15 protein-coding genes are annotated in these 19,910 nt (G+C 70.1%); all 15 read left to right on the top strand.

Going from position 1 to position 19,910, the window contains the following annotated elements; translation table 11 throughout:
* Positions 1 to 92: 92 nt before the first annotated feature.
* The 15 genes from CLV67_RS15930 (at position 93) to CLV67_RS15860 (ending at position 19,889) form a co-directional block, all read left to right on the top strand.
* Entirely contained in the window at positions 93 to 1,148 is a 1,056-nt protein-coding gene (locus CLV67_RS15930; protein ID WP_106318958.1) for a substrate-binding domain-containing protein, read from the top strand.
* Positions 1,149 to 1,170: 22 nt separating this feature from the next.
* A complete protein-coding gene (locus CLV67_RS15925) occupies positions 1,171 to 2,385 on the top strand; it encodes a Gfo/Idh/MocA family protein (RefSeq protein ID WP_106318956.1) in 1,215 nt (404 codons plus the stop codon).
* Positions 2,386 to 2,709: 324 nt separating this feature from the next.
* The gene (locus CLV67_RS15920) at positions 2,710 to 3,855 is read left to right on the top strand and encodes an inositol-3-phosphate synthase (RefSeq protein ID WP_106318954.1); all 1,146 of its coding nucleotides are present in this window, start codon (positions 2,710 to 2,712) and stop codon (positions 3,853 to 3,855) included.
* Positions 3,852 to 4,694 (top strand): SCO3242 family prenyltransferase, encoded by an 843-nt coding sequence (locus tag CLV67_RS15915; protein WP_106318952.1) that lies wholly within the window; start codon positions 3,852 to 3,854, stop codon positions 4,692 to 4,694. The genes CLV67_RS15920 and CLV67_RS15915 overlap by 4 nt, the downstream gene beginning before the upstream one ends.
* Positions 4,691 to 5,524, top strand: coding sequence for a sugar phosphate isomerase/epimerase family protein (locus tag CLV67_RS15910; RefSeq protein ID WP_106318950.1), 834 nt, complete (start codon positions 4,691 to 4,693; stop codon positions 5,522 to 5,524). Before CLV67_RS15915 ends, CLV67_RS15910 begins: the two co-directional genes overlap by 4 nt.
* A 13-nt stretch (positions 5,525 to 5,537) precedes the next feature.
* Positions 5,538 to 6,059, top strand: a complete 522-nt coding sequence (locus CLV67_RS15905; RefSeq protein ID WP_106318948.1) for an EboA domain-containing protein — start codon at positions 5,538 to 5,540, stop codon at positions 6,057 to 6,059.
* A 19-nt stretch (positions 6,060 to 6,078) separates the two neighbouring features.
* Positions 6,079 to 6,930 (top strand): TatD family hydrolase, encoded by an 852-nt coding sequence (locus CLV67_RS15900; protein ID WP_106318946.1) that lies wholly within the window; start codon positions 6,079 to 6,081, stop codon positions 6,928 to 6,930.
* Entirely contained in the window at positions 6,930 to 8,048 is a 1,119-nt protein-coding gene (eboE, locus tag CLV67_RS15895) for a metabolite traffic protein EboE (RefSeq protein WP_106318944.1), read from the top strand. The genes CLV67_RS15900 and eboE overlap by 1 nt, the downstream gene beginning before the upstream one ends.
* Positions 8,045 to 9,400, top strand: coding sequence for an alkaline phosphatase family protein (locus tag CLV67_RS15890; RefSeq protein ID WP_106318942.1), 1,356 nt, complete (start codon positions 8,045 to 8,047; stop codon positions 9,398 to 9,400). The genes eboE and CLV67_RS15890 overlap by 4 nt, the downstream gene beginning before the upstream one ends.
* An 11-nt stretch (positions 9,401 to 9,411) precedes the next feature.
* Entirely contained in the window at positions 9,412 to 10,449 is a 1,038-nt protein-coding gene (locus CLV67_RS15885) for a polyprenyl synthetase family protein (protein WP_106318940.1), read from the top strand.
* Positions 10,450 to 10,584: 135 nt separating this feature from the next.
* Entirely contained in the window at positions 10,585 to 13,386 is a 2,802-nt protein-coding gene (locus CLV67_RS15880) for a PQQ-dependent sugar dehydrogenase (protein ID WP_106318938.1), read from the top strand.
* An 11-nt stretch (positions 13,387 to 13,397) separates the two neighbouring features.
* Positions 13,398 to 15,509, top strand: coding sequence for a ThuA domain-containing protein (locus CLV67_RS15875; protein WP_106318936.1), 2,112 nt, complete (start codon positions 13,398 to 13,400; stop codon positions 15,507 to 15,509).
* A gap of 168 nt (positions 15,510 to 15,677) precedes the next feature.
* On the top strand, positions 15,678 to 16,685 hold the full coding sequence (locus tag CLV67_RS15870) for a sugar phosphate isomerase/epimerase family protein (RefSeq protein WP_106318934.1): 1,008 nt from the start codon (positions 15,678 to 15,680) through the stop codon (positions 16,683 to 16,685).
* A gap of 200 nt (positions 16,686 to 16,885) precedes the next feature.
* Entirely contained in the window at positions 16,886 to 17,818 is a 933-nt protein-coding gene (locus CLV67_RS15865) for a sugar phosphate isomerase/epimerase family protein (RefSeq protein WP_170153884.1), read from the top strand.
* Between the two features lies 1 nt (position 17,819).
* The gene (locus tag CLV67_RS15860) at positions 17,820 to 19,889 is read left to right on the top strand and encodes a PQQ-dependent sugar dehydrogenase (protein WP_106318933.1); all 2,070 of its coding nucleotides are present in this window, start codon (positions 17,820 to 17,822) and stop codon (positions 19,887 to 19,889) included.
* Positions 19,890 to 19,910 lie beyond the last annotated feature (21 nt).

The following is a 19,910-nucleotide window of genomic DNA, read 5'->3' as shown; positions in this document are numbered from 1 at the left end:
GTTACCACCGGGTGACCGTCCAGGGGACGGCCGCCGGGTCCCGCACACCCTGCACACCCCCGTCCTCGTGAGACGAGACATAGGAGATGGCTATGGCCAAGATCAACCCCGACCTGTCGCGACGCCGGCTGCTCTTCAGCGGCGCCGCGGTCGGTGCGGGAGCCCTTCTCACCGCCTGCACCAGCAACGAAGCCGCGCCGACCACGGCGCAGACCAAGGACACCGGCGCGGCCGGCGGCAACGCGGCGCCCGGCCAGAAGGTCGTCATCGGCTTCTCCGCACCCGCCGCCGACCACGGCTGGATCGCGGCCATCACCAACAACGCCAAGGCGCAGGCCCAGGCGTACTCGGACGTCGAATTCAAGACGGTCGAGGCGGGTGCCGACGCGGCCGCCCAGCGGGCGGCGCTGTCCGCGCTGATCGGGCAGAAGCCGAACGTCATCGTGCTGCTGCCGCACGACGGCAAGGAGCTCAACTCGTTCGGTCTCGAATCGATGGCCGCCGGGATCCCGGTCGTCAACCTGGACCGGGCCTTCCCCGACGCCCGTGCGTACCGCACCCAGATCAAGGGTGACAACTACGGCATGGGTGTGGCCGCGGCCGACTACATCATCGCCCAGATGAAGGCCAAGAACGTCAGCGCGCCGATCATCGGCGAGATCGCCGGCATGGACGAGCTGGAGCTGACCCAGGAACGGTCCAAGGGCTTCACCGACACGCTGCAGGCCGCCGGGTTCAAGGTCGCCAACCGGCGGGCGGCCCGCTTCACCGTCGACTCGGGCCAGCAGGAGGCGGCGCAGCTGCTGCAGGCGCTGCCGAAGATGGACGCGCTCTGGAACCACGACGACGACCAGGGCGTCGGCGTGCTGGCCGCGATCAACCAGGCCGGGCGCAAGGAGTTCATCATGGTCGGCGGCGCCGGCTCGAAGCAGGCGATCGAGACGATCCAGGCCGACAACACGGTGCTCAAGGCGACGGTCACCTACAGCCCGTCGATGGCCTCGTCGGCCATCTCGCTGGCCCGCCTGATCGGCCAGAACAAGGGCATGTCCGACCTGGTGGAGCTGCGGGTGCCCAAGGACATCGTCCTGGCCTCGGAGACCATCACGAAGGAGAACGCGAGCGACTACGTGAAGCTCGGGTTCTGACCGTTACGGGGGGAGACCCATCTTGTCCACGCACAACTCGGAACTGCGGGTCGGCATGATCGGCTACGCGTTCATGGGCGCCGCGCACTCACAGGCGTGGCGCACCGTGAACCGCGTCTACGATCTGCCACTGCACGCCCGGATGACGGCGGTCTGCGGCCGGGACGAGGCGAACGTCGCGGCTGCGGCGGCCAAGCTCGGCTGGCAGGAGCACACCACCGACTGGCGTTCACTGGTGACCCGTGACGACATCGATCTGATCGACGTCTGCACCCCCGGTGACAGCCACGCTGAGATCGCGATCGCGGCCCTCGCGGCTGGCAAGCACGTCCTGTGCGAGAAGCCGCTGGCCAACACGATCGACGAGGCCCGGCAGATGGCGGCCGCCGCCGTCCGGGCCGAGGCGGCGGGCGTACGGTCGATGTGCGGATTCAACTACCGCCGGGTGCCGGCGGTCAGCCTGATGCGGCAGCTCATCGCCGACGGGCGGGTCGGCGACATCCGGCACATCCGGGCCGTCTACCTGCAGGACTGGATCACCGATCCACAGTTCCCGCTGGTCTGGCGGCTGCAGAAGGACAAGGCGGGCTCCGGTGCGCTCGGTGACATCGGGGCGCACATCATCGACCTCACCCAGTTCGTCACCGGTCAGCGCATCACCGGGGTGACCGCGCTGACCGAGACGTTCGTCAAGGAGCGCCCCCTGCCGCAGGCGTCCAGCGGACTGAGCGCCGCGGCCGGGGACGGCAACGGGCCGGCGGCGACCGGCCTGGTCACCGTCGACGACGCCGCGCTGTTCCTGGCCCGGCTCGACGGCGGTGCGATCGCCACCTACGAGGCCACCCGGTTCGCCACCGGCCGCAAGAACGGTCTGCGGGTGGAGATCAACGGCTCGAAGGGTTCGGTCGCCTTCGACTTCGAGCGGATGAACGAGCTCGAGTTCTTCGACGCCACCGGACCGTCCACCGAGCAGGGCTTCACCACCATCCTGGTGACCGAGGGCGATCACCCGTACCTGTCGGCCTGGTGGCCGCCGGGTCACGGCATCGGCTACGAGCACTCCTTCACCCATCAGGCCCGCGACCTGCTCGAGGCGATCGCGACCGGGGGTCCGCTGAACCCGTCGTTCACCGACGCGCTGCAGGTCCAGCTCGTGCTGGACGCGGTCAGCCGGTCGGCCGACCACGGATCCGCCTGGACCGACGTGGAGCCGATCCTGGCGGAGGTGGCCGCCTGAGACTTCCCTGACGGCCGAACGACCGAGCTTCTCCGCCGCCCGCGAGGGTCCGGACACGGTGCGCCCCGTGTCCGGACGGGCGGCGGAGGAGAGGACCGCCACCCGGCGCGGCGTGGACGGGATTCCCCGCCGCACCGGGTGAACCGCGGCACCCCTGACGGCAGGCGGGGCCGGAAACGCCGCACCGGTTCCGCCTGTCTGCCAAGCACTGCCCCGCATGAACTTTTTTCAATGTGCCCAGCAACCCGCCACCGTCGGCGAGTCCGGGCCGAAGGCAGGTTGAAAAAGGTTCGTTTTGCACGGAAGCAAGGAAGCGGAGGATTCATGTCCCTGGGTGTATGGCTGGTCGGCGGTCGCGGCAGCGTCGCGGTCACCAGCATTGTCGGAGCTCTCGCCCTGCGCGCCGGCCTCGCCGCCCCGACCGGATGCGTCACCGAACTGCCCGGTCTGCGCAGTCCCGCCCTCCCCGGTTTCGGTGACCTGGTCTTCGGCGGCCACGATCCGTCCACCGTTCCCCTGACCAAGAAGGCCGAGGCGCTGGCCGCGGCCGGTGTCCTCCCGGCGTCGCTGCTGGCCGCCGTGCAGTCCGACCTGGCCGCCGTGGACGCCGACATCCGGCCGCTGCCGGAGGCCGCGACCCAGTCCGCGACCGCAGGCCTGATCGTCGCCGACCTGGTGGAGTTCCGGGAGCGGCACGGCCTGGACCGGGTCGTGGTCGTCAACGTCGCCTCGACCGAGGCGGTCCCCGACGGCCATCGCGCCCACCACGATCTCGCGCTGCTCGAGGCCGCCCTGCGCGAACCGGAGCCGGTCCTGCCGTCGAGCGCGCTGCACGCCTACGCGGCGTTCCTGGCGGGCTGCCCGTTCATCGACTTCACCCCGTCCACCGGCGCCCGCCTGCCCGCACTGGACGAGCTCGCCCGCAGACAGGGGCTGCCGTACGGCGGCCGCGACGGCAAGACCGGCGAGACCCTGCTCAAGTCGGTGCTGGCGCCGATGTTCGCGCAGCGCAATCTCGACGTGCGTACGTGGTCGGGGATCAATCTGCTCGGTGGCGGCGACGGCGCCAATCTCGCCGATCCGGCCGCCAACAACGCCAAGACCACGAGCAAGCAGCGTGTCCTGGGGGAGACGCTGGGTCAGGAGCCGCAGGGCACGGTCCGGATCGAGTACGTCGAGGACATCGGCAACTTCAAGACGGCGTGGGACCTGATCACGTTCGCCGGTTTCCTGGGCACCCGGATGCGCCTGGAGTTCACCTGGCACGGCTGCGACTCGGCGCTGGCCGCCCCGCTCGTGCTGGACCTGGCCCGGCTGACCGGCGCCGCCCACGCCGCCGGACGGTCCGGGGCGCTGACCGAGCTGGCGTTCTTCTTCAAGGATCCACCGGGCGACGTCTCGCACAGCCTGGCCGACCAGTTCCGGGTGCTCACCGAGTTCGTGGCCGCCCTCGACCAGGCACAACCGTGACCGGCTGGCGGGATCTGGCCGAGCTGGTACGCGCACCCGCCGCCCTCTCGGTCCCCGGCGACGTCGTGGCCGGCGCCGCCGCCGCCGGCACCCTGCGCCCGCGGACCCTGGCGCTGGCCGGTGCGTCGGTCTGCCTGTACTGGGCCGGGATGGCTGCCAACGACTGGTCGGATCGGCAGATCGACGCGGTCGAACGACCTGGCAGGCCCATCCCGTCGGGCCGGGTCACTCCCGGTGCCGCGTTGGGGGTCGCCGCCGGACTCACCGGTGCCGGGTTGACGATTGCCGCGTTGGCCGGTGGCCGTCGCGCCGCCGCGGTCGCGGTTCCGCTGGCCGGGGCGGTCTGGGCGTACGACCTGGTGGCCAAGCAGACCGCCGCCGGACCGGCCGTGATGGCGGCCTGTCGCGGGCTCGATGTGCTGCTCGGTGTCGGCCACGGGCGACATCGGGCAGCACTTCCGGCGGCGCTCACGGTGGCCGCCCACACCTACCTGATCACTCTGCTGTCCCGCCGGGAGACGACCGGAGCCACCGCGTCCTTGCCGGCCTCGACCCTGGCCGGGACCGCTGTGGTCGCGGGTGTCGCCGCCTCGAGGAAGGCGACAGTTCCCGGGTTGCTCGCGGCCTGGTACGCGGCCCGCTTCGGCGCCGCCCAGCAACGTGCCCTGACCAGCCCGGATGCGGCGTCGTTACAGGGCGCGGTGGTCGCGGGAATCACCGCGTTCCCGGCGTTGCAGGGCGCTCTGACCGCGCGGGCGGGCCGCCCGGCCGCCGGCGTGGCGGTGGCCGGAACCGCGGTTCTGGCCGGACTCCTTGCGAGGAAGGTCAGCCCGACATGAGCGGCCTTCGATTCGGATACGGCACCAACGGGTTCGCCAACCACCGGCTGAACGACGCGCTGGCGGTGATCGCCGACCTCGGATACGAGGGCGTGGCACTCACTCTCGACCACGATCACCTGGATCCGTTCGCGGGTGAGCTGTCCCGCCGCGTCGGCGAGGTTTCCCACCGGCTGCAGGAGCTGGGCCTGTCCGTGGTGATCGAGACCGGCGCCCGCTACCTGCTCGACCCGTGGCGCAAGCACTCACCGACCCTGCTGGAGGACGACCGGGAGCTGCGCCTGGAGTTCCTGAGCCGGGCCGTCGACATCGGCGCCGACCTGGGTGCCGAGGCGGTGTCGTTCTGGGCCGGGGTCCGTCCTGCAGGCGTCGGCGAGGCCACCGCCTGGGAGCGGCTCGTCGACGGCTGCGCCCGTACGGTCTGGGCGGCGCAGCAGCGCGGCGTGACCCTCGGTTTCGAACCGGAGCCGGGCATGCTCGTGCCGGACATCGCCGCCTGGCGACGGCTGCACGCGGAACTCGGCTCACCGGCCGCGTTCGGCATCACCCTGGACATCGGGCACTGCCGCTGCCTGGAACCGATCCCGGTGCCCGACTGTGTCACGTCGGTGGCCGAGTACCTGGTCAACGTCCAGATCGACGACATGCGACGCGACGTTCACGAGCACCTCGAGTTCGGCACCGGGGAGATCGACTTCCCGCCGGTGCTGGCGGCCCTGTCCGCCGCCGGGTACACCGGGCTCGTCGCCGTCGAACTGCCCCGCCACTCACACGCCGCCCCCACGGTGGCGGCGCGATCCCTGGAGTTTCTGAGAGCCGCCGAGAAGTAGACGAGGAGGTGCCATGGAACAGAACGCCTGGCTCACCGACGCCGTCGCACGTGTCGGTGACAGTCCCCGAGCGATCGTCCGCCTCTTCGCGGCGGCCGGCCGCCACTACCGGCCGGCCGAGGAGGCCCGGATCCGGCTGCTGCACGCCCTGCCCGCCGAGGCGGTGCCCTACTGGATCGACGACCTGTACAGGCACGGCGATTCGAACGAGAAGCTGGCCGTCCTGCGGGCGCTGCCGGACCTGCCGCTCGACGTCGAGGCGGTGCCGCTGCTGCACGACGCGCTGCGCACCAACGACACCCGGCTGATCGGGGCCGCGCTCGGGCCGTACGCCCGGCACCTCGACCAGCACGCCTGGCGGCACGCGGTGCTCAAGTGCGTCTTCGTGGGCGTACCGCTGGAAGAAGTCGACAACCTGGACCAACGAGCCGACCGTGAGCTGGCCGTGATGGTCTCCGCTCTCCGCGCGGAGCGCGAGGCCGCCGGTCGCCGGCTGCCCGCCGACGCCTACCGCCTGCTCGAACGCATCCCCTGACCATCCCCTTGGAGGTCCCGTGCGCATCTTCGACCCCCACATCCACATGACCTCACGCACCACCGACGACTACGGGCGGATGGCCGCGGCCGGGGTCCGTGCCGTCGTCGAGCCCGCGTTCTGGCTGGGCCAGCCGCGCACCAACCCGGGCTCGTTCACCGACTACTTCGACTCGCTCGTCGGGTGGGAGCCGTTCCGGGCCGCCCAGTTCGGTATCCGCCATTTCGCCACCATCGCGCTGAACCCGAAGGAGGCCAACGACCCGCGCTGCCGTCCGGTGCTGGAGCTGATCCCGCGTTACCTCGACAAGGACTCGGTGGTGGCGGTCGGCGAGATCGGGTACGACGCCATGACGCCCGAGGAGGACGAGGCGTTCTCCGTGCAGCTGGCGCTGGCCGTCGAGTACGAGCTGCCGGCACTGGTGCACACCCCGCACCGGGACAAGGCGCAGGGCGTGAAACGCACCCTCGACGTGGTCCGTGAGAGCGGTATCTCGTCGGGCCGGGTGGTCGTCGACCACCTCAACGAGGTGACCGTCGGCGAGGTCCACGACACCGGCTGCTGGATGGGCTTCTCGATCTATCCGGACACCAAGATGTCGCCGCCGCGGATGGTGGAGATCCTGCGCGCCCACGGCCTGGAACGGGTGCTGGTCAACTCGGCCGCAGACTGGGGCAAATCCGATCCGCTGCTGACGCGGCGCACCGGCGAGGCGATGCTCGAGGCGGGATTCAGCGAGGACGACGTGGACCGGGTGCTGTGGCGTAATCCGGTGGAGTTCTACGGCCAGTCCGGGCGCCTCGATCTGAGCGAGACCGCCGACACCGGGCCGCTCTTCGAGGGCAGCTCGATCCTGCGAGGGGGCAGCTGATGCGGGTACGTCAGCAGGACGGCCGGCAGGTCCACCTCAGCTACTGCACCAACGTGCATCCGGCCGAGGACCTGCCCGGCATCATCGGGCAGCTCGACACGTACGCCGTCGCGATCCGGGAACGGCTCGGCGCCGACGTGCTCGGGCTCGGGCTGTGGCTGGCCGCGCCGATGGCCGCCGCCCTGGCCGACGACGGCGAGGCCCGCCGGCAGCTGCGCACCGAGCTGGACGTGCGCGGGCTGGAGGTGGTCACGCTCAACGGCTTTCCGTACGAGGCGTTCCAGGCTCCGGTGGTCAAGCACGCCGTCTACCACCCGGACTGGACCACTCCGGAGCGCCTGGAGTACACGCTGGACCTGGCCCGGATCCTGGTCGACCTGCTGCCCGACGACGCCGAGCGGGGTTCGGTGTCGACGCTGCCGCTGGCCTGGCGCGAGCCCTGGACGACCGTGCAGCAGGACGCGGCCCGGCACATGCTCGACCGGCTGGCGCACGGTCTCACCGAGATCGCCTGGGAGACCGGGCGGCTGGTACGGGTGGCGTTCGAACCCGAGCCCGGCTGTGTGGCCGAGACGACCTCCCAGGCCGTCGGCATGCTGGCCGGCGCGGACACCGACCGGCTCGGTGTCTGCCTCGACCTGGCGCACCTGGCGTGCGCGTGGGAGGACCCGGCCGACGCGGTGAAACGCCTGGCCACGGCAGGTATCCCGGTCGTCAAGGTGCAGGTCTCGGCCGCTCTGGAGGTCGCCGATCCGGTCGCCGCCCGGCCGGTGCTGGAGCGTTACGCCGAGCCGCGGTTCCTGCACCAGACCCGCAGCGCCGGCGGGCACAGCTGCGACGACCTCGACATCGCGCTGGCCGAGAACCCGGCCGGGCCGTGGCGGGTGCACTTCCACGTACCGGTGCACACACCACCGGAACCGCCGCTCACGGCTACCACGGGGGTGCTCCGCGAGGCGCTGGGTGTGGTGTCGTGCGACCACTTCGACGTGGAGACGTACACCTGGGATGTGCTGCCGGCGGGGCACCGGCCCACCTCGCCGGCCGAGCTGGCCGATGGCATCGCCGGTGAGCTCGCGTGGACCCGTGACGTGCTGAGTGGGCAGGTGAACGCATGAACAAGCTCGTGGTCCTCGACGTGGTCGGCCTGACCCCGAAGCTGCTGGAGCACATGCCCCGGCTGCGCTCGGTCGCCGACGGTGGTTTCCAGGCGCGGCTCGACCCGGTGCTGCCGGCGGTCACCTGCTCGGTGCAGGCCAGCCTGCTGACCGGTGAGACACCGGCCGGTCACGGGATCGTCGGCAACGGCTGGTACTTCCGCGACCTGGGCGAGGTGTTCCTCTGGCGGCAGCATCACGCCCTGGTCGGCGGTGAGAAGGTGTGGCAGGCTGCCCGGCGCACGGATCCGGATTACACGGTCGCCAACATCTGCTGGTGGTACGCCATGGGCGCGGACGTGAACTGGACGGTCACGCCCCGGCCGATCTACTACGCGGACGGTCGCAAGGAGCCCGACTGCTACACCGACCCGCCCGAGCTGCACGACGAGCTGACGGCGAAGCTCGGCACGTTCCCACTGTTCACGTACTGGGGTCCGGGGGCCGGCCTGGCCTCGTCGAAGTGGATCTGCAAGGCCGCCGAGCAGGTGATGGCCGACCACGACCCCGACCTGACCCTCGTCTACGTCCCGCACCTGGACTACGACCTGCAGCGCTTCGGCCCCGACGACCCACGGGCCGCGGCGGCCGCGGCCGAGCTGGACGAGGTGCTCGGCCCGCTGCTGGACGCGGCGAGGGCGCGCGGGGCGACGATCGTGGCGCTGTCGGAGTACGGGATCACACCGGTGCACCGGCCGATCGACGTGAACCGGCTGCTGCGGGAGAGGGGCCTGCTGCGCGTCTACACCCAGGACGGCATGGAATACCTGGACCCGTGGACGTCCCGGGCGTTCGCCGTCGCCGACCACCAGGTGGCCCACGTGTACGTGCGTGACCCGGCCGACGTACCGGAGGTGTCGGCGCTGCTGAAGGATCTGCCGGGGGTGGCCGAGGTGCACGAGGGTCTCGGGCACGAGCGTTCGGGGGAGCTGGTGCTGGTGGCCGAGCCGGACGCGTGGTTCACCTACTACTACTGGCTCGACGACGACCGCGCCCCGGACTTCGCGCGGCTCGTCGACATCCACCGCAAACCCGGCTACGACCCGGCCGAGCTGTTCTTCGACCCGGCCGATCCGGGAGCGGCGAAACGGCGGGCGGCCGGTGCGCTGGCCCGCAAGAAGCTCGGCATGCGCTACATGATGCGAGTGGTCGGCCTGGACGCCGGTGCGCGGGCGGTGCGCGGCTCGCACGGCCGGTTGCCGGACGACGCGGCGGACTCCCCGTTGCTGTTGTGCTCAGAGACCATCGGTGCGGTCGACCGGATCGGCGCGACCGAGGTCAAGAGCCTGCTGCTGCGCCTGGCCGAGCGGTAGGGGAGGGCGGCGTGACACTGCGGGCCCGTTTCGACGACCGGCTCGCCGACTTCCTGAGCGGACAGGGCCCGCAGTGGCCCGAGGGGGCGCCGCGGGGGCTGTTCAGCACCCTGCAGCGGTTCCTGCTGTCCGGTGGGAAGCGGCTGCGGCCGATGTTCTGCTACTGGGGCTGGCGCAGCGCGGGCGGCGAGGACGGCCCGGGCATCGTGACGGCGGCCGCGGCGCTGGAGATCTTCCACGCGTTCGCGCTGATCCACGACGACATCATGGACGGCAGTGAGCGCCGTCGCGGTGAGCCGTCGGTGCACGCCCTCTTCGCCGACCTGCACACCCGGTCGGCGTGGCGCGGTGACGCGGCCAGTTACGGGCGCAACACCGCGCTGCTCTGCGGCGACCTGTGCGCGGCGTGGGCGGATCAGATGTTCCAGAGCTGCGGCCTGAGCGACGAGCAGGTGAGCCGCGGCTACGCCGTCTACGGCGCGATGCGTACCGAGGTGATCGCCGGGCAGTACCTGGACCTGGTGTCCGGCGTGGGTGACGGGTCGGCGGCCAGTGCCCTGACCGTGATCCGGCTCAAGGCGGCCCGGTACACGGTGACGCGGCCGCTGCAGATCGGCGCGGCCCTGGCCGGGGCCGGTGACGACCTGCTGGACACCTATGCGGCGTTCGGTGATCCGCTCGGTGACGCGTTCCAGCTGCGTGACGACGTGCTGGGCGTGTTCGGTGATCCGGTGGTGACCGGCAAGCCGATACTGGACGACCTGCGCGAGGGCAAGCGCACGGTGCTCATGGCGCTGGCACGGGAAGCGGCCGACCACCGGCAGACGGCCCGGATCCGGGCGCTGTTCGGTCGTGCGGACCTGGACGAGGAGGGCGCGGCCGAGCTGCGCCGGATCATCATCGACACCGGCGCTCTGGACGGCGTCGAGCGGCTGATCAAACTGCGCGTGGAGTCGGCCCTGGCGGCGCTGGCCGGTTCTCCGATCCCGGCCGAGGTGGCGGCCCGTCTGACCGCGCTGGCGCACGAAACAGTTGATCGCCAGCGTTGAAAAGTTCCGCCCGTAGTGACAAAAGTCGATGGTTTCTTTAGTGTTTCGGGCAAGGCACTTAAGTGTTACGTCAGGGTGTAGTCGGCGGCGCGACAACCACCCGCATTCCTCATGGTTCGAAGGGATGGCACCCCCATGTCCATTTCACTGCGCCGCCGATGGTGGGCTGTCGCCTCCGTCGCGGCACTCGCCCTAGCGGTGTTCGAGGCACCAGCCCAGGCTCACCCCGTCGACCCGGCTGACTTCCAGCAGGTCACACTGGCCAAGGGCGAGCCCGAGGTGGGTGAGCCGATGAGCCTGGCCGTGCTGCCGGACCGCTCGGTGCTGCACACCGCCCGCAACGGCACGCTGCGCCGCACCACCGCCTCCGGCGACACCGCCGTGGTCGGCAACCTCGCCGTCTACACCCACGACGAGGAGGGCCTGCAGGGTGTCGGCGTCGACCCCGGCTTCGCCACCAACCGGTTCATCTACCTGTACTACGCCCCACCGCTGAGCACCCCGGCCGGGGACGCTCCGGACACCGGCACCGACTTCTCCGCGTTCAACGGCGTCAACCGGCTGTCCCGGTTCACCCTCACCGCGGACTGGAAGCTCAGCGCCGAGCGCACGATCCTCGACGTGCCGGCCTCCCGCGGCATCTGCTGTCACGTCGGCGGCGACATCGACTTCGACGCGGCCGGCAACCTGTACCTGTCGACCGGCGACGACAGCAACCCGTTCCAGTCCGACGGCTATTCGCCGCTGGACGAGCGGGCCAACCGCAACCCGGCCTTCGACGCTCAGCGGACCGCCGGCAACACCAACGACCTGCGTGGCAAGATCCTGCGCATCAAGGTCAACGCTGACGGCACGTACACCTCGCCGTCCGGCAACCTGTTCGCCGCCGGAACAGCCGGGACCCGCGCGGAGATCTACGCGATGGGCTTCCGCAACCCGTTCCGGATGACCGTCGACAAGGCGACGGGTGTCGTCTACGTCGGCGACTACGGCCCGGACGCCGGATCGTCGTCGACTCGCGGCCCGAGCGGTCAGGTCGAGTTCAACCGTGTCCCGTCACCCGGCAACTACGGCTGGCCGTACTGCACCGGCACCAACACCGCCGCCGAGACGTACGCCGACTTCAACTTCGCCAACGGCACCGTCGGCGCGAAGTACAACTGCGCTGGTGGCCCGGTCAACAACTCACCGCGCAACACCGGCCTCGGGACCCTTCCGGCCGCCAAAACCTCATGGATCCGGTACGGCGGAGACGCCGGCACCCCCGCGGAGTTCGGCGGCGGCTCCGAGTCGCCGATGGGCGGCCCGGTCTATCGGTACAACGCGTCCAGCACCTCCACGACGAAGTTCCCGCAGTCGCTGGACGGGCACTTCTTCGCGGCCGAGTTCGGGCGCGGCTGGATCAAGCCGATCCACGTCGGCACCGACGGCTCGGTCGGCGAGATCTCGACCTTCCCGTGGAACGGCAAGCAGGTCATGGACCTCGCGTTCGGCCCCGACGGCTCGCTCTACGTGCTCGACTACGGCACCGGCTACTTCAGCGGCGACGAGAACTCGGCGCTGTATCGCTACGACTACGTCGGCGGCGGCAACCGGGCCCCGACCGCAGTGGCGAACGCCGACAAGCGCTCCGGCCAGGCGCCGCTGACCGTGCAGTTCTCCTCGGCCGGTTCCAGCGACCCGGAGGGTGGGGCACTGACGTACCGCTGGGACTTCGGTGACGGCACCAGTTCCACGGCCGCCAACCCGTCGAAGACGTTCACCGCCAACGGCGTCTACGACGCGAAGCTCACGGTCACCGACCCGCAGGGCGCCACGGGCAGCGCCAACGTGCAGATCGGCGTCGGCAACACGGCACCCACGGTACGGATCAACGCGCCCGGTGACGGCACGGTGTTCTCGTTCGGCGACACGATCTCCTACTCGGTCACGGTCACCGACCCGGAGGACCCGGGCATCGACTGCGCCAAGGTCAAGATGACGTACGTGCTCGGCCACGACCAGCACGGACACCAGATCACCTCGAAGACCGGCTGCAACGGCACGCTGACCATCCCGGTCGACGGCGAGCACGACACGGCGGCCAACATCTTCGCGGTCTTCGACGCCGAGTACACCGACGCGGGCGGCCTGACCACCCACACCCAGCACACCCTGCAGCCCGCGCACCGGCAGGCCGAGCACTACAAGACCTCCGGCGGCATCGCGGTGATGAACAAGCCGGAGGCCGAGGGCGGCAAGACCGTCGGCGACATCAACAACGGCGACTGGATCGCGTTCCAGCCTTACCAGCTCGGCAACGTCAACCGCTTCACCGCGCGGGTCTCGTCGGCAGGTGCCGGCGGCACGATCCAGGTCCGCGCGGGTTCGGCCACCGGGACCGTCCTCGGCTCGGCCACAGTGCCGGTGACCGGCGGCTGGAACGTCTTCACCGACGTCTCCGGCGCGGTCGCGAACGCACCGGCCGGCACCACCACGCTCTACCTGACCTTCAGCGGCGGCGCGGGCGCGCTCTTCGACGTCGACGCGTTCACGCTGAACACCAGTGCCGCTGCCCGTACCGGCCCGGTCGTCGGCCTCGCCGGCAAGTGCCTGGACGTGGCCGGCGGCGGCACCACGGACGGCACGAAGATCCAGCTGTACACCTGCAACGGGTCCGCCGCGCAGGTCTGGACGGTCAACGGTCAGGTGTGGCGCAACCCGCAGTCGGGCAAGTGTCTCGACGTGGCCGGCGGCGCGACCGCGAACGGCACCAAGGCGCAGCTGTGGACCTGCAACGGCACCGGCGCCCAGAACTGGACGGCACAGGCCGACAAGACGGTCCGGAACCCGGTGTCCGGCCGCTGTCTCGACGTGTCGCAGAACAACTCCGCCGACGGCCAGCAGATCCACATCTGGGACTGCCTGGGCGCCGCCAACCAGCAGTGGAACCTGTGAGGAGGGATCCCATGCGCAGCAGACTCTCCCTGGTACTCGCCGCAGCGCTGACCACCCTGGCCTGCACCGCGGCACCGACACCGGCCGTCGCGGCCGACACCCCGTACGACGTCCTGGTCTTCTCCAAGACGACCGGTTTCCGGCACGACTCGATCGCCGCCGGCATCCAGGCCATCCGTGACCTGGGCGCGGCCAACAACTTCACGGTGACCGCCACCGAGGACTCGACCCAGTTCAACGCCACCAACCTGGCCCGCTTCGAGACCGTCGTCTTCCTGAACACCACCGGCGACATCCTCGACGCGACCCAGCAGAGCGCGTTCGAGGCGTACATCCGTGGCGGTGGCGGCTACACCGGCATCCACTCGGCGGCCGACACCGAGTACGACTGGCCGTTCTACGGTCAGCTCGTCGGCGCCTACTTCGCCTCGCATCCGGCGGTCCAGCAGGCGACCGTCAAGGTCGAGGACCGGGGGCACGCCGCGACCGCGCACCTGCCGCAGAGCCTACAGCGCACCGACGAGTGGTACGACTACCGCACCAACGCCCGCAGCACCGCGCACGTGCTGTCGACGCTCGACGAGTCGTCGTACTCCGGCGGGCAGATGGGCGCCGACCACCCGCACTCCTGGTGCAAGACGCTGGACTCGGGCCGCTCGTTCTACACCGGCGGCGGGCACACCCAGTCTGCCTACAGCGAGCCGGCGTTCCGGGCGCACCTGCTCGGCGGGATCCGCTACACGGCCAAGCGCGCGCACGCCGACTGCCGTCCGGAGACCGGATACACGGCGCTCTACAACGGCTCGACGACCGGCTGGTCGCAGGCCGGGCCGGGCGCCTTCACCAACACCGACGCCACGCTGACCTCCACCGGCGGCATGGGGCTGTACTGGTACTCGGCGAAGCAGTTCACCAACTACTCGCTGAAGATGGACTGGAAGCTCGCCGGGGACGACAACACCGGTGTCTTCATCGGGTTCCCGCCGTCGAGCGACCCGTGGTCGGCCGTCAACAACGGCTACGAGATCCAGATCGACGCCACCGACGCGGCCGATCGGACCACGGGCGCGGTCTACACGTTCAAGTCCGCCGACATCGCGGCACGCGACGGGGCGCTCAACCCGCCGGGGGAGTGGAACACCTACGAGATCCGGGTCGAGGGGGAGCGTCTGCAGGTCTTCCTCAACAGCGTCAAGATCAACGACTTCACCAACACCGATCCGGTACGGTCCCTCGCGGGCCACATCGGCATCCAGAACCACGGCACGGGCGACGACGCGTCGTTCCGCAACATCCGGGTCAAGGAGCTGACCCCGGGCGGTGGCGGTTCGACGGTGCAGGCCGAGTCGTTCACCAGCGCCAACGGTGTGCAGGCGTTCACCAAGGCGGGTGCCAACAACGGTCAGACCCTCGGCTACATCGACCCGGGTGACTGGGCCTCCTACGCGGGCGTGGATCTGACCGGCGTCACGTCGATCAAGGCGCGGGTCGTCTCCGGCGGTCCGGGCGGAACCATTCAGGTACGCACCGGCTCGGCCACCGGGACGGTCCTCGGGACGGTCGCGGTGCCCAACACCGGGAGCTGGAGCACCTACGCCGACGTGACCGGGAGCCTGAGCAACGTACCCACCGGATCTCAGACGTTGTTCCTGACCTTCACCGGCACCGGAACGGGACTCTTCGACCTCGACGACTTCACCCCCGTCAAGGGCACCAGCACCGGTGGAGCCGGGCCGGTCGTCGGCCTGGCCGGCAAGTGCCTCGACGTGAGCGGCAGCGGAACCGCCGACGGCACGAAGATCCAGCTGTACACCTGCAACGGGTCCGCTGCGCAGAACTGGCAGGTCAGCGGTCAGGTCTGGCGCAACCCGAACTCCGGCAAGTGCCTGGACGTGGCCGGCGGCGCGACCGCGAACGGCACCAAGGCGCAGCTGTGGACCTGCAACGGCAGCGGCGCGCAGAACTGGGCGGCCCAGAGCAACGGCACGGTGCGCAACCCGCAGTCCGGCCGCTGCCTGGACGTGTCGCAGAACAGCTCCGCCGACGGCCAGCAGATCCACATCTGGGACTGCCTGGGCGCGGCCAACCAGGTGTGGCGCCTTCCCTCCGGGGCGGCGGCCTAATAGAGTGGAGCGCGGTGATCGCGGTCACAAGCGGTCCGGGTGGGAGGCGCAACCCACCCGGCAGTCCCGCCGCCTGTGACGACCGGTCACCGCGCTCCCGCCTGCTCCTCGCGCAGGCGCTGAATCCCGCTCCAGTTGAACAAGTTCACTCTGCGAGGAAGTGAAAACATGGCACGACCGATCACCCTGTTCACCGGTCAGTGGGCCGACCTGCCGTTCGACGAGGTGTGCCGGCTGGCTTCCGGGTGGGGTTACGACGGCCTGGAGATCGCCTGCTGGGGCGATCACTTCGAGGTCGACAAGGCACTCGCCGACGACGGCTACATCGATCGCAAGCGCGAGACTCTGGCGAAGCACAACCTGCAGGTCTTCGCGATCTCCAACCATCTCGTCGGGCAGGCCGTCTGCGACCACCCGATCGACGAGCGGCACCAGGACATCCTGCCGGCCCGGATCTGGGGCGACGGCGAACCCGAGGGCGTACGTCAGCGTGCGGCCGAGGAGATCAAGGACACCGCCCGCGCGGCCGCCAAGCTCGGCGTGAACACCGTCGTGGGTTTCACCGGCTCGTCGATCTGGCACACCCTGGCCATGTTCCCGCCGGTGCCGCCGTCGATGATCGAGCGCGGCTACCAGGACTTCGCCGACCGATGGAACCCGATCCTCGACGTCTTCGACGAGGTCGGCGTCAGGTTCGCGCACGAGGTGCACCCGAGCGAGATCGCCTACGACTACTGGACGACCAAGCGGACCCTGGAGGCGATCGGGCACCGTCCCGCCTTCGGCCTCAACTGGGACCCGTCGCACTTCGTCTGGCAGGAGCTCGACCCGGTCAACTTCATCTTCGACTTCGCGGACCGCATCTACCACGTGGACTGCAAGGACGCGAAGGTGCGCACCGGGGACGGCCGCCGTGGCCGGCTCAGCTCCCACCTGCCGTGGGCCGACCTGCGGCGCGGCTGGGACTTCGTCTCCACCGGCCACGGTGACGTGCCGTGGGAGGACTGCTTCCGGGCGCTGAACGCCATCGGCTACGACGGCCCGATCTCGATCGAGTGGGAGGACGCCGGCATGGACCGGCTCATCGGCGCTCCCGAGGCCCTGCAGTTCGTGCGCCGCCTGGCGTTCGATGCTCCGACGGCGGCGTTCGACGCCGCCTTCTCCTCCAACCAGTAATCCGTTTCGGGTCGTCAGGCCGGGCGCAACGCGCCCGGCCTCACCGCCATGCCTTTTGCTGGCTGTAACAAAAGTTCGATTGTTTCATCGAGTTGTTTAACTAGAGACACGCGTAAATTCGTTGTAACGTCCGGACCGGAAGCAACTCTGCACGAAAGCGCGCCCATCCGTGTTCACCACTGAAACCGGAGGCACCACCCATGCACGAGTCACCGTCCCGTCCGACCTCGCTGAGCCGCCGTAACCTGCTCGGCGCCGCGGCCGCCGGAGCCGCCGCCATCGGCGCGCCCGCCGTCCTCGCCTCCCCCGCCGCGGCCCACGGTGGCGGCGGATCCCCACACCGGGTACCGCGAGATCAGATCAGCGTGCAGCTCTACACGCTGCGCAACCAGCTGACGATCGACCTCGAGGGCAGCTTCACCGAGCTCGCCGCGATCGGCTACAAGCGCGTCGAGCACGCCGGGTTCGTCGGCCGCACCGCCGCCCAGTTCCGGGCCGCCCTCGACAACGCCGGCCTGAAGGCCACCTCCGGGCACGCCGGCATCCCGCAGCCGTGGAACGCCGAATCCTGGAAGCGCACGCTGGAGGACGCCGCGATCGTCGGCAACAAGTTCATCGTCCACCCGTACTTCGGCACCGACGCCAACGGGCCGATCCGCAACGCCGCCGTGTACCGCGCGTTCGCCGCCGACCTCAACAAGGCCGGTGAGCTGGCCCGCCGGGCCGGGCTGAGCTTCGGCTACCACAACCACCACAACGAGTTCCTGCGCCAGACCGGCACCGAGATCACCGGTTTCGACATCCTCACCGACGACACCGACCCGCGCCTCGTGCACCTCGAGGTCGACATCTACTGGGCGTGGCGTGGCGCCGCGGACCCGGTCGACCTGATCGAGAAGAATCGCCGCCGGATCAAGCAGGTCCACGTCAAGGACATGAACGTCGGCAGCGGCTTCGCCGACCCCGGCGACGGCCTGATCGACTTCGAGCGGGTCTTCCGCCGGGCCAACGAGGCGGGACTCGTCGAGTACATCGTGGAACGCGACGACGCGGGCAGCCCGCCACGCACGCCCGCGCAGGCTCTCGACACCGCACGGGTCGGCTACAACTACCTCACCGGACTGAGGTACTGAGATGCGGCGCCTGCTCACCGCCGCCGCGGCGGCACTGCTCGTCACCACCATGGCCTCCGGTCTCGGCAGCCCCGCCGCCCAGGCCGCCGCCGCGCCGCCGCCCGACTCCGACTTCCAGAAGGTGACGCTCAACGACTTCCCGGGCGAGCCGATCGCCCTGGCCGTCCTGCCGGACAAGCGCGTGCTGCACACCGCCCGCAAGGGCCAGGTGCGCATCCACGAGCCCAGCACCGGCCGTAACGTGCTGGCCGCGACCATCCCGGTCTACCAGCACGACGAGGAGGGCGTGCAGGGCATCGCCGTCGACCCCGATTTCGAACGCAACCGCTGGGTGTACGTCTACTACTCGCCGGTGCTGAACACCCCCCTCGACGACCCGGCCACGCCGACCGTCAACGAGGGCAACGCCCCCGAGAACGGCACCGCCGCCGACTTCGCGCCGTTCAAGGGCCACCTGCAACTGTCCCGGTTCAAGCTGCGCGGCAACACCCTGGACCTGCGCAGTGAGCAGAAGATCCTGCAGGTTCCGGTCGACCGTGGCATCTGCTGCCACGTCGGCGGAAAGATCGACTTCGACAGGCACGGCAACCTGTACCTGTCCACCGGCGACGACACCAACCCGTTCGCCTCCAGCGGGTACACCCCGATCGACGAGCGCCCCGACCGCAACCCGGCGTTCGACGCCCAGCGCAGCTCCGCCAACACCAACGACCTGCGCGGCAAGCTGCTGCGGATCACGGTGAAGCCGAACGGGAGCTACAGCATCCCGAAGGGCAACCTGTTCAAGAAGGGCACCGCCAAGACCCGGCCGGAGATCTACGCCATGGGTCTGCGCAACCCGTTCCGCTTCGACGTCGACGAGAAGACCGGCGTGGTGTACCTGGCCGACTACTCGCCCGACGCCAACCAGCCCAACCCCGGTCGCGGGCCCGCCGGGCACGGCCGCTGGATGGCCATCGACAAGCCCGCCAACTACGGCTGGCCGTACTGCGTCACCCCGGATCTGCCCTACGTGGACTTCGACTTCGCCACGAACACGTCCGGGCAGCCGTTCAACTGCGCCGCGCCGGTCAACGAGTCGCCCAACAACACCGGTCTGCGTACCCTGCCGCCGGTCGAGAAGGCCGAGGTCGTCTACTCGTACGCGGCCAGCACGCAGTTCCCGCAGCTGGGCACCGGCGGCATCGGCCCGATGGGCGGACCCGCCTACCAGTACGACAAGCGCAGCCGCTCACCGTTCAAATGGCCGGTCGACTTCGCCGGCAAGCCGCTGTTCTACGAGTGGACCCGCGACTACGTCAAGGCGTTCACGCTCGGCGCCGGCAACCAGGTCACCGCGATCGAGTCGGTGCTGCCGTCGATCGTCTTCGACAACCCGATGGACCTCGAGTTCGGCCCCGACGGCGCGCTCTACGTCCTCGAGTACGGCGACGGATACTTCGCCGAGAACCCGGAGGCACAGCTCGCCCGGGTCGACTACGCGCCGCGCAACAAGACCCCGATCGTGAAGATCAGCGCCACGCCGACGGTCGGCTCGGCACCCTTCCCGGTCAACTTCTCCAGCGCCGGCACCACCGACCCCGACGGCGACGCCCTGCGGTACGCGTGGGACTTCGACGCCGACGGTGACGTGGACTCGCGGGCGGCCAACCCGACGTACACGTACACTGTCAACGGCGACTACCGGGCCACCCTGAAGGTCACCGACTCGACCGGCCGGTCCGCGTCCGCCGAGTTCCTGCTGCACGTCGGCCCGGTCGCACCCACCGTGTCGTTCGTGACGCCGACCCCGGGCCAGGAGTTCGCGTTCGGCGACACCGTCACCTTCCAGGTGAACGTGGTCGACGACGTGCCGGTGAACTGCGCGAACGTCGAGGTCTCCTACATCCTCGGCCACGACCAGCACGGTCACCCGCTGTCGACGACGTCGGGCTGCACCGGCTCGATCACCACGTTCGTCGACCCCGGCCACGAGGGTCAGGACAATCTGACAGCCGTCTTCGTGGCCGAGTACACCGACCCGGACGGCCAGGTCGGATCCGCCCAGGTCGTCCTCAACCCCACCGACTGATCCACCGCACAGGCCCACCCG

Origin of the sequence: Actinoplanes italicus (assembly GCF_003001815.1) — a bacterium.
GTDB lineage: Bacteria > Actinomycetota > Actinomycetes > Mycobacteriales > Micromonosporaceae > Actinoplanes > Actinoplanes italicus.
This window is presented reverse-complemented; position numbering and strand designations above follow the sequence as displayed.